This window comes from Nocardia jiangxiensis NBRC 101359 (genome assembly GCF_000308615.1).
Classification (GTDB): domain Bacteria; phylum Actinomycetota; class Actinomycetes; order Mycobacteriales; family Mycobacteriaceae; genus Nocardia; species Nocardia jiangxiensis.
In genome coordinates this window covers 143,551-155,285 of sequence record NZ_BAGB01000168.1, presented here as the reverse complement: position 1 = coordinate 155,285, position 11,735 = coordinate 143,551, and the positions used below count along the sequence as shown (strand labels likewise).

General features: G+C 62.9%; 9 protein-coding genes. 3 read left to right on the top strand and 6 right to left on the bottom strand.

Features of this window, described 5'->3' with window-relative positions:
• Positions 1-1,612 (bottom strand): MFS transporter (locus tag ON40_RS42250; RefSeq protein ID WP_040831289.1); only part of this gene is annotated, 1,612 nt, incomplete at its 3' end.
• Between the two features lie 43 nt (positions 1,613-1,655).
• Positions 1,656-3,200 (bottom strand): AMP-binding protein, encoded by a 1,545-nt coding sequence (locus ON40_RS42245; protein WP_040831288.1) that lies wholly within the window; start codon positions 3,198-3,200, stop codon positions 1,656-1,658.
• Positions 3,201-3,599: 399 nt separating this feature from the next.
• Here ON40_RS42245 and ON40_RS42240 point away from each other — a divergent pair, with 399 nt between their 5' ends.
• Complete coding sequence (locus tag ON40_RS42240) at positions 3,600-4,664, top strand: NAD(P)H-dependent amine dehydrogenase family protein (protein WP_040831287.1); 1,065 nt, start codon at positions 3,600-3,602, stop codon at positions 4,662-4,664.
• Positions 4,665-4,773: 109 nt separating this feature from the next.
• On the opposite strand, the gene ON40_RS42235 is transcribed toward ON40_RS42240, so the two are convergent.
• The 3 genes from ON40_RS42235 to ON40_RS42225 form a co-directional block, all read right to left on the bottom strand.
• Positions 4,774-5,355: a TetR/AcrR family transcriptional regulator gene (locus ON40_RS42235; protein WP_083896358.1), complete on the bottom strand. Its 582-nt coding sequence runs from the start codon at positions 5,353-5,355 to the stop codon at positions 4,774-4,776.
• Positions 5,356-5,484: 129 nt separating this feature from the next.
• Entirely contained in the window at positions 5,485-7,020 is a 1,536-nt protein-coding gene (locus ON40_RS42230; RefSeq protein WP_040831286.1) for a carboxylesterase/lipase family protein, read from the bottom strand.
• Between the two features lie 112 nt (positions 7,021-7,132).
• Positions 7,133-8,785, bottom strand: coding sequence for an MFS transporter (locus ON40_RS42225; RefSeq protein WP_083896353.1), 1,653 nt, complete (start codon positions 8,783-8,785; stop codon positions 7,133-7,135).
• Positions 8,786-9,146: 361 nt separating this feature from the next.
• Here ON40_RS42225 and ON40_RS42220 point away from each other — a divergent pair, with 361 nt between their 5' ends.
• Positions 9,147-10,106 (top strand): LysR family transcriptional regulator, encoded by a 960-nt coding sequence (locus ON40_RS42220; RefSeq protein WP_040831284.1) that lies wholly within the window; start codon positions 9,147-9,149, stop codon positions 10,104-10,106.
• A 26-nt stretch (positions 10,107-10,132) separates the two neighbouring features.
• On the opposite strand, the gene ON40_RS42215 is transcribed toward ON40_RS42220, so the two are convergent.
• Entirely contained in the window at positions 10,133-10,735 is a 603-nt protein-coding gene (locus tag ON40_RS42215; RefSeq protein ID WP_245568235.1) for a TetR/AcrR family transcriptional regulator, read from the bottom strand.
• 157 nt (positions 10,736-10,892) lie between these two features.
• Between ON40_RS42215 and ON40_RS42210 the strand changes: the two genes are divergently transcribed.
• Positions 10,893-11,726: a mycofactocin-coupled SDR family oxidoreductase gene (locus tag ON40_RS42210; RefSeq protein ID WP_040831283.1), complete on the top strand. Its 834-nt coding sequence runs from the start codon at positions 10,893-10,895 to the stop codon at positions 11,724-11,726.
• The last annotated feature ends 9 nt before the right edge of the window (positions 11,727-11,735 follow it).

The following is an 11,735-nucleotide window of genomic DNA, read 5'->3' as shown; positions in this document are numbered from 1 at the left end:
AGGCACCGCCGGTGGCGGGCTTTCGACCATGCCGCATGAACAGCGCGATGATCAGAGCCACGACCGTGATACCCAGAACCATCCAGAAGCTCTGGTTGTAACCGCGATCCGCGAACACCTGGGGTAGCACCTGGGTCGAGGAATGGCCCGCTACATCGATGTGCGCTACGACCGGATTGCTGTTCAGCAGAGCCGTGGTCACCGCCATCGCTCCCCCGGTACCCAAGCTGATGATGACACCCAACATGCCGGTGCTGATCCCCTGCTGCTCCTCGGGTACCGCATCGACGATGAGGTTCGGCAGCGCCGCCCACAGAAAGCCGAAGGCGAGCCCGGCCACCACATACAGCGCCAGATAGCTGATCCAGCTGTACTGCACCACAACGAATCCGACGGCGGATGCGATGAGCAGCACGAAAGCGACGATCGCCGAGAGACGCCCACCGAAGCGCCTGGTGAATATCCCGCCGAAGGGCCCGACGATCATGCCGAGCAGACTGGCCCAGACCCCCATATGCAGCGCGTATTGCAGCAGGGTGAAGCCATTGCCGTAGCTGTAGCCGGGATCGAAGCTGACGTGCACCAGGTCGGGTGGCAGATGCGCCCCTGTCGCCTGCGCATGAGCGACTACACCCTGGACCATGTTCTGCCGCATCACATCAGCATCGGGCGTCTGGGTCATGTATCCCAGCGCGAGCGGCTGCACGGCGGTGATCCCGATCCCGAAGAATGTCATCAGCAGTACGACACTGACTTTGGGGTCGAGCAGCACCTTCATGTCCATGATCGGCCGGCTCACCCGCAATTCGACCACCACGAACAGCACCAGCATCAGCAGTCCACCGATCAGCCAGGCCAACGCGCTCGGCCGACCCCATCCCCAGCTCTGCCCGTTGTCCAGATACAGCAGCGTGAGCAGCGCACCCCCGGACAGCAGCACCGCCCCGATCGGATCAATCCGATCACGAACGCGCACAGGTGATTCCGGAACGATGAACAGCAGCAGCGGCGTCAGCACGAGGGTGAAGGCAGCCAGAAACCAGAACAGTGCCCGCCAGTCGAAATGGTCGACGAGCACACCGCCGAGCAGCGGAGCAACCACACCGGTGAAGCCGACGCCGGTGCCGACGAATCCGATGCCGATCGGAACATACTTGCGCGGCAACAGGTCTCGGATCAGACCGTAGGAGACGAACTGCGTGGCGAGGGCGAATGCGGACAGTCCGCGGCCGATCAGGAACACGGCCCAGTTGCTGGTCAGAGCACAGATCACGCACCCGATCAGGAACAGCGTGCCGCACACCAGCAGGATCTTCTTCTTCCCCCAGATATCACTGGCCTTGCCCATCAACGGGTTCGCGGCGGCGCCGATCAGCCCGAGAATGATCAGGGCCCAGTTGATATTGCCGCCGACGCCGGAGAACGTCTTCGTCAACTTCTGCAGGGCGGACACCACCATCGTGTACTGCAGCGGCCCGATCTCCGTGTAGAGGACGATCACCACCAGGACGACGGCGATGCGTAGCCGGGACGAATCGTTCAGACGGCCGGTCTCACCGGCCTCCGATCTCTCGATTTCCTCTGGGACAGGGTTGATTTCGGTTGCGGACATGACAACTCCAGGAAAGGTTGAGGGGTGAACTGCTTCGGGACGGCTACGCCTGCAGGCTCGCGCGGACGAGAAATTTCTGGACTTTCCCGCTCGCGGTGCGGGGGAAGTCCGCGACGACATGCACCTCTTCGGGCCATTTCTGTCTGGCCAGTCCAGCGTCGGCAAAATGCGCACGCAGACTCTCGAGCGTCGGTGCAACCGCCATCGGATGTAGTCGCAGCACCGCCGCGACATGCTCACCCAGGCGGGAATCGGGAGCGGCGACGGCAACGGCCTCGGCCACGCCGGGCACAGTGACCAGCACATCCTCGACCTCGAGCGCACTGACGTTCTCGCCACCGCGAATGATCAGGTCGGCGGTTCGGTCCGTGATGGTGAGATATCCGTCGGCATCGAGCGTGCCCACATCCCCGCTGTGGTACCAACCGTCCGCATCGAACTTCGCATCGGTCAGATCGTCATCGGTATAGCCGATACACAGATCCGGTCCGCGACTGAGGATTTCACCATCCGTGGACAGACGGATCTCCACACCCGGTTCCGGAACGCCGTCGGTGTACAGGCGCTTGTCGACCGAGACCGAGTACTTGGAACCGGTCATCGACGGGTGTTCGGTGCTGCCGTAGGAGCGCACGACCTTGATGCCCAATGCGGTGAGCCGCTCCGCGATGGCGATCGGTACGGGTGCGCCGCCCAGTCCAGCATATTTCATGAGCTCGAGATGCTCGGAGGTGAACTTCGGGTGGTCCAGCAAGCTGGTCATGTAGTAGGGCACACCGCCGCTGACGACACTTCCGACCGTCGTCATCAGATTCAGGATCACCTCTGGATCCCAGACGTCCACCAGATCGATCGCAGTGCCCTCCAGAACCGGAACCAGGAAGGCGCTGAGCATTCCGATGAAGTGGCCGACCGGAGCAACTGTCAACTGCGGATCGAAGTCGGCCGGGCGACGCGCGGACAGCTGCCGGGTCTCGCAGCCGAGAGTCTGATGGCTGTGCACCACTCCCTTGGGCGCATTGGTGGTGCCGGAAGTGAACGCGATCAACGCCGGACCGGTCGGATCGACCGCCGCGACGCCCTCCAGCGGAGCATCCGCCAGCAGAGCGTCGAACTCGGTGGCTGCATCCTGACCACCGACCACTCCAACGATCGGAACCTTCTCACACACCGCCGGGTCGTATACGAGTTTGCCGAACCGCTCGGCAGTGACGAAGACTCGAGGCCGAACCGCTTCGAGGATGTAGCCGACCTCCTTACGGCCGTAGATGTGCACGATCGGGACCACCACCGCCCCAAGGAATTCCGCTGCCCAGAAGGTTGCGGCGGCCTCCATCCAGTTGGGCAGTTGGAAGGCGATCACATCACCGGTCACGACACCTCGGGCACGCAATCCGGCCGCGAGCCGACGAGCGACCCGCTCCACCTCACCGACGGAGCCCAACCATGGCCGGACAGCCGAATGGACCCGGAACGGACTCCGCGATGACGCAGCCAGTCCTCCGGCCAACAGCTCCCCGATACTGTCGCGCGTCCACCACCCTTCGCGTTCGTATCGTTCAGCCAGTTCGAGAGGGACAGTGCGCATAGTGAAGCTCCAGTAGCCCGGCACGCCGGATCGGGCGAATTCGCCACGTGGCCGCGGGAATCGAGGTTGTCGGAACCAGGGACCGGATCCCCGGCGAGCGTCATCAGAGTCACGCTCCACCTCAGAGTAGAATCTAGTTCTACTTGATGGTGTCGATTCAGTAGATTTTTTCAGAGCGATGTTTCCGTACTAGATCTCGAACAGCTGTCTGAGAACCATACGATACGCAAGCCCCGCAGCACACCGCCGGCGCGCACCGACGCACACACCCACCGAAACCTGCTAGAACGGTCATACGACCTAGAGAGAATTTAATTCTCTTTTTAGAGAGCTACATACTCATTTTGGTATACAGTGCGATCTGAAGCTGGATCCAGATGTCCTGTGAGTGAGGTTCCGATGACATCCACCAACCACCGTGTCGTCCAATGGACAACCGGTAACGTCGGCAAGAGCTCTGTGCAAGCCCTTGCCGCGCACCCGCATTTCGAGATCGTCGGCTGTTTCGCCTGGTCGCCGGACAAGGTCGGCAAGGACATCGGTGAGCTGTGCGGAATCGACCCGATCGGCATCGCGGCAACCGACGATGTCGATGCTCTCTTGTCCCTGAAGCCCGACTGCGTGGTTTACAACCCCATGTGGCCGGATGTCGACGAACTCGTACGGATCCTCACCTCGGGCACGAATGTCGTCGCCTCGGCTTCGTTCATCACGGGCCACAACCTGCCCGAAACCGATCGCGAACGTATCCAGCAAGCCTGCGAGCAGGGCAGATCAACGATGTTCGGCTCGGGAGTGAGCCCCGGCTTCGCCGAACTGCTCGCGATCGTCGCGGCCAACGCATGTGACCAGGTGGACCGAATCACCATCGCCGAATCCTCCGACACCACCTTCTACGATTCGCCGGAGACCGAGAAGCCAGTAGGTTTCGGCATGCGGATGGACGACCCCGACCTGCCCGAGGCAGGCGCACGCGGTACCGCGGTCTTCGCAGAGGCCGTGCGTCTGGTGGCCGACGCGCTCGGTACCGAACTCGACGAGATCACCTGTGTCTCCGAGTACGCGCAAACCACTGAGGATCTCGACCTCGGCTCCTGGATCATCGAAAAGGGGTGCGTTGCCGGCGTATTCATCAGATGGCAGGGCCGCGTCGGTGGTGAGACCGTAGTCGAGCTGACCTTCCGGTGGCGCAAGGGCCAGACCCTGCAACCGGACTGGAAACTCGAGCGGGAGGGCTGGAAGATCACCATCGATGGTCGGCCAACGGTCGATATGACCGTCGGATTCGCCCCACCGCCAGATTTCCAGGCCACAAGTATCGCCGACTACATGGTCCTTGGACACATCATGACCGCGATGCCGCCCATTCATGCCATCCCGGCCGTTGTCAGCGCACCGCCAGGCATCGTCACCTACAACGACCTGGCGCTCACACTTCCGCGGGGAATTCTGCGCACGAGGTAAGCCATGGTCGCCCCGAGAACCGGGCTGCACCCTGAGGTCACATGGTCGATGCAGAACTGCTCGACCCCATGGGTTGCGAGGATGCGAAATACTGCCTGTGCAGTCCGGTTCATCGCCCGGCGCCGCTTCGAGGCCAGGTGCCGCCAGCAGGCCGGACCGAAGGCGGTCCGGCGAACCGTTCGAGTTGTCGCTGGACGAATCCGCGCAGTTCGTCATGCCCCTGTTCGACGCCGACAGCACTCTCGTCGGACACCATTCGCGCGGCCGCGGAGATCAGCATCGACAGCGCCCGGGGCGGAAACTCGTCCGGATCGATGCCATGAGTCCGCAGGACGAGGGTGACGGCAGCGGCCTCGAGGTCTCGCGTCCGTTCGATATACACCTCGAATTCGGCGCCGATCGCCTTGCGATACCTGGCCAAAGCCATGAATTCCGTATTCAGCCGAACCGACTGGAAGTCGGTGCTGATCGACCACAACGCCTGAAGCGGATCCTCGGCGGTCAGCACGGTACGGCGACGAGCCAGTTCCCGCCCTGCGAGCGCGTACAGAACCGCGAGGAACAGATCCTCCATCGTCGGAAAGTAGTAGTACAGCAGCGCGGGCCGGACTCCGGCCTCGGCCGCAACTCGTCGCGATGTTGCTGCGGCATACCCGTCCTCGCGCATGATCTTGGCAGTGGCCTCCATGATCCGCTGACGTGACCCGCTATTCGCTGCTTTCGACGCCCGCCGCGCCGCCATCGATGACACCTCCCGAATTGCGGTGCGGCCATATCCGGTTTCGGCGGACCGGCACGTCGGACTTCGCTGGTGAACCGGCTATTGTGACGGCTGGAGCAGTGGCATGGCGTGGAAACGATAATCCTGCCAGATTCGCCGGGAGGCTTCCTCTGGATACCGCGCGATGCTCGGCTCGACATCGAGGATCTGAATAAGCCGACGGTCCGGATCATATGCGGGCCAGCCAGGTTCGCCCGTAGCAGCGAAGCGGGCCCATGCGAACCGGATCATCGCCGACAACTGTTCAGCCTCGGCCGGTGGCTTCGGTCCAAGGAGCAAGGGCCCCAGATGCGTGCCGTACGTGCCGAACAACAATGTCTCGTCGAGCGCATGGCAGGCACCGAAGACCCCACCGTTGTTCGGCGCCGACCATGTCAGTTCATACATGTGTACCCGGCCTCCCGCAGCCGCCTGTCCATCCGCCAGATGTACTGCGGGCATGCGGTATTGGTTATCGGACTGCACCAGTTCGCACAGCCGAGCAGGCGTGGCATCCGGGAATGCCGCACGGTAAGCTATTTCACTGCCGGGTCCGGGCCCGTAGAGCCGCAGATCGAATTCCGCACGCGCGTCGTCTATCGCATCCTTTTGCCCACCGAGCACGAAGAAAAGCCGACACTCGTCCTGATTGTGTCCGACGATGAGGTCGACATCTCGAGCAGCACCATTTGCCACTGCCTGCCACGGCGTCGTCGGCAGTACATCGCCATCGACCACAGGAGCGAACGGCGCCAACATATATGCAGCCGCACCCCAGGATTCGGCGTACCTCCGCATTTCGGCAGCCACCGCCACGCCTGCTTCCGGCAGACTCCGCGGGTTGACCTCCGACAGATCCGCCACCGTAGGTCTGCACCCGGCGGCCTTCGCGACGACGTCGGCGATGTCGGTGGCCAATGCGTCCGAGAAGTACCTACCGGGCAGACTTTGCATGATGGCTCGCTGGAAAAGCCCTGCGGCACTTGGCATTGCCAGGAGCGCAGCTACCGATCCCGCCCCTGCGGACTCGCCGCACACGGTGACTCCATCGGGATCGCCGCCGAAGGCCGAGATATTGGCTCGTACCCACCTCAGTGCCGCGACCTGGTCCAGCAGGCCGCGGTTCGCCGGCGCACCGGAAATCCGAGCGAATCCTTCCACACCTACTCGATAATTGAACGTGACGACGACAACATCGCCATCACGCGCGTTCCGATATGCGTCGTAACCAGGGCTGCCAGAGTAGCCGAGCTTGTACGCGCCACCGTGGATCCAGACGATCACCGGCCGCAGCGCAGCCGAATCCGCTTCCGGTGTCCATACATTCACCGTAAGCCAATCGTCGCCGTCGCGGATCTCGGACAAACCCGTGAGCCCGGCGATCCCCGGTTCCTGCGGTGGTGGTGGACCGAACTCGAACGCGTCGCGGATGCCCGACCAAGGGACCGTTGGAAGAGGTCGCGCAAATCGCGCTTCTCCGACCGGAGGTTGTGCGAACGCAATCCCACGGAACACGGCGACCCCGTTTTCGATGCGACCTCGTACCCTGCCAGAGGCAGTGTGCACGACCGGTTCGTGGGCGGACGTTCTGGTCATGATCGACCTCGCATTCGACGGATGCCTGGGAACGAAATCAGCTCGCATACAACAGCGTCGGGCGAGCAGACGGGTGAGTGCGGCGTCCGAACCGACGCCGCACTCCCGACAGTCACCCTTCGAATCCACCAGTGGTCGGTTTGTCGAAGTGGCGCATGGTCACGACGGCGAGTATCAGAGCAACAGCCCCCGCGATCGCGAACATGTAGAAGCTGTCGACGTACGCCGCTTCACTCGGCAACTGTGCTAGCGGCCCAGTGTCGAGCCTGCGAGCTTCGACATGCCCCGGTGCGTTGATGTGCAGGATCAAGGGGTGCGCCGAGAAAATCGCCGCGGTCGCCGCCGCCGCGGCGGCGGTGCCGAAGCTGTTGAACGCCCCATACATTCCCGCACTGATGCCCTGCTGTTCCTGCGGTACCGACTCCACCACCATGTTCGGCAATGTGCCCAGGAACGCTCCCGCACCGATGCCGGCGATCATGGCGATCAGGGCCAACTGCCACGGCTTTTCATGGAAGAACGCGAACAACACCGATGACACGATGAACATGGCCGGCGAGATGAGATAGGGCCGCCGCAGTCCGTAGCGGGTGGACAACCAGCCGCACAACGGCGATACGATCACATACACGATCGTCATCGCCAGCAACGCTCGCAGCGTGAACTGCAGCAGTGTCAGATTGAGCCCTGGCAGCGTTCCTTCCACAGAGAAGTAATGCGCCACCATCGAGGGCGGAATGTTCATATGCGTCTGCTGAGAAGCCTGCGCGGCGGCCTGCTGAGCCGCACCCGCGACCACTTGCTGCTTGATCGCCTCACCAGCGACACCACCCGGCGTCTCGGCCAGATAGCTCATCAGATAACCGACGCCCTGCATGATTCCCACCGACAGGAACGCCGCTGCCAGGACGCTGACGAAGCGCGGTGTGCGCAGCAGCTTCGGATCCATGATCGGGTCACGCGAAACCAGTTCCCAGCAATAGAAAACAACCAGCAGAACGATACCGCCGATCAACCACGCGAGCGCGGACAGATGGCTCCACCCCCAGACCCCTCCTTCGCTGAGGTAGATGAGCACACCACCGATCCCCGTGCCCAGCAGGACCGCACCCACCCAATCAATACGGTTCTTCACCCGCAATTTGGTCTCCGGCACGAAGATCGCGAGCGGAATGATCGTCACGACGGTCCACACCACGCAGAACCAGAACAGTGACCGCCAACTGTAGTGGTCGGTCAGCACACCACCGGCCACTGGCCCCAGAACCGCACCCACACCTGTGCCACCTCCCGCCAGGGCAATGGCCATGCTGATGTTCCGACGCGGCACCAGATCCCGGATCAAACCGTAGGAGACGAACAGCGCCGGAAAGGCGATCGCCTGGAGGCCACGGCCCAGCAACATCAACGGCCAGGTCGAGGTGAGGGCGACCACCAGACTTCCGATCAACGAGACGGCCAGGCACGCCAGGACGATCTTCTTCTTACCGATGCGGTCGGACAGTTTGCCGACGACCGGAACAGCCACGCCACCGACGATCGCGTAGAGCGTGGACATCCACGTCAACTGCCCCGCACTCTCACCGGGGAAGTCCGCCCCGATGTAACGCGTGGCCATCGACACGAACGTGAAGTAGAACGTGCCCACCTCGGTAGCGGCGACGATCGCCAGAATGATCAGGACCACCCGCAGTCGTGAGGCGCTCTCGAGTCGTCCGGTGTCGGCCTCGTCAGGAGGAGAGACATCGACAGAAGGTGTTGCCATGGGTTTGCTTTCTCCCTTCGTCCGCACCGCGCGCGGACTGCTGTTCTCCCCCTCCAAGTGTTACGGATCACCATTATCCGAATCAGAGAATTACATTTCCACCGTATGTGCGCATCACATATCTCCATGCGGCTGCAACATCACGGATCATCGGCAGTCCCGCACGATTTGATCGATCGAACAACTCGTGACGGATCCACGAAGGCCGGAGACACTTGGCATTGAATATGCCCTCACATGCACTATTGACGGATATCACTCCTCAATGCTATGCATAGCCGAACTCTACTTTGGGCAGTCGCACAACATCACTCCGCTACGCCCGCACCCTTCGGATCGAAGGCGAGGCTCGCCGACCGCCATGGACATCAAGCAGTTGACGGCCTTCGTGACCGTCGCCGAGTTGGGCAGCGTGACAAGAGCGGCCAACTCGTTACACCTCACCCAGTCCGCGGTCACGCGCCAGATCCAAGGACTGGAGCACGAACTCGGTGTCATCTTGTTCGAAAGGACCCGCGCCGGAATGACATTGACCGCCGAGGGACGAATCATGGCCGACCACAGCCGATCCGCGCTGGTCGAGCTCGGCCGAGCGCGTGCCGAAATAGCGCCCACCCCCAGTACCAGCGGCGAGATCGTCACGGTGGGGTTGCTCGAAAGCATCGCCGATGCGATCGGAGTACCACTGACTGCCGCGTTGCATCGAGAGTTTCCCGAGCTCGATCTACGCATGGTGATCAGCGATTCCGGACACCTGCGAGACCGGATGGGCGCAGCCGACCTGGACTTGTCCCTCACCGCGGAGACCGTCGGCGCTCCGGCCGCGCACACGACACCGCTGGCGACCGAGCAACTGTGGACGATCGCCCCGGCGGCCGCCCGGCTCCGGCCGGGAGTTCCGATTGCACTCGTCGATGTCCTGCACAACCCGATGGTGCTACCACCCGTCGGAAGCGCCCTTCGTGATCTGCTGGACAGCGTGGTCGGGAGCATCGGCGCCGAATTCCGCGTCGCAGCAACCACCGCCGCGGTGCACATGCAGAAGCGGCTGGTCGCCACCGAACGTTGCTGGGCGATTCTTCCGCCGATCGCGTTCACCGAAGACCTTGCGGCACAGACGATCAGCGCCGCACCACTACACAGCCCCCACCTACAACGGCGCATCGTACTGACCAGAACTCCGCCGGAGCATTCGACCCGTGCGATAGAGAACGTCGCCCGGCTCACGGTGCACCTGGTGCGCACCGAGATTCGAGACGGACGATGGCCCACGGCCAGACCGATCGGGTACCGCGGAGACGACAGCCGCCTGTGTGGATGACCATCCGCCGCCGAAGACGCCCCGCCCTACCGATCCCCCACGGCCGCATAGCCCGCGGTCATCCAGTACACCGCACGGTCGATGACCGGCACGAGCGCAGAGATTTCGATCTCACCGGCTGCGAACCGACCCAGCAACCCGTACACCAGGCTGGACAGAACAGCGTCGAGATCTCGGACGAACTCGGCGTCCACTTCCTCCAGCACCGCCATTGCAGCAGGCACGACGGCGTCGAATCCGCGTCGCACCAGCCTCTCTCCACCCGGGGACGAGCGCGCCCGGAAGTACGCCACGAGCAGAGCCGGATGCCCTTCCCACAGTTCGAAGATCGGGCGCAGCACTCGAATCAAACCTTCGTACGGAGTGCCGGGCGGATCAGGCAGCGGCACCTCGAGCCCTGCATATCGGTTCTCCTCGAGCCACCAGTCCAGCGCGGCCAGAATCAACTCCTCACGCGTGCCGTACAGCCGGTAGATCTTGGCCAATGACACTCGGGCGCGGCGCGCGACCTCACGCAACAGCAGTGCGTCGTACCCCTCGACCTCGATCGATTCCAGGACAGCCCGGCGGATTCGGTCTCTCGCTGGAGCCGTCGCCCACCCGGCTGCCACATCGTCACCAGGACCCACTTCCAACTCCTTCCCGAACCGCAACTCTAGTGCTATTCTCCGATATTGGTAATCGGATTACCACACGTCAGCGCACTACGTTGCGAAGAACGGAAACCGTGTTCTCGTACGGCTTCGGCCGGCGACACGGATCCACTCGGCATTGGAGCGAGGATCGATGGGTTCGTTGGATGGCAAAGTCGCCTTCATCACCGGCGTGGCGCGGGGACAGGGCCGAAGTCACGCGGTACGCCTGGCGACCGAGGGCGCCGACATCATCGGCATAGACATCTGTGCCGATATACCCGCCAACCCGTACCCCCTCGCGTCCCGCGAGGAACTCGACGAGACCATCGCACTCGTCGAGGCAACGGGCCGCCGGATACTCGGCTCGGTCGCGGACGTACGCGATTTCAGCCAGGTCAAGACCGCACTCGATGCAGGAGTCGAAGAATTCGGCCGCCTCGACATCGTCTGCGCCAACGCGGGCATCGCACCGACGTCGTTCGACGAGGTCACCCTCGAGACCGAACTCGAGCAGTGGAACGCTGTCATCGACGTGAATCTCAGTGGCACCTTTCACGTGACCCGAGCGGCCATCCCGCACTTGGTCGCCGGTGGACGGGGCGGCGCGATCATCCTGACCAGTTCCACCGCCGGATTGGTCGGCCTGGGAGGCCTGGAAGGCGGTGGGCTCGGCTACGCGTCCGCCAAGTCCGGCCTGGTCGGCATGATGCGCGTGCTGGCGAATGTCCTTGCACCTCAGAGTATTCGGGTAAATACCGTACATCCGACCGCAGTGAACACCATGATGGCCGTCAACCCGTCGATGATGGAGTGGGTCCAGAATCACCCCGAGTCCGGCGGCCCGCATCTGATGAACCCGATGCCGGTGGCGCTGCTCGAGCCCGAGGACATCAGCGGGGCAGTCGCTTTCCTGGCCTCCGACGAGGCCAAATACATCACCGGCGTGGCACTTCCGGTCGACGCCGGCTTCTGCAACAAACTGTGAGCGAGGCGG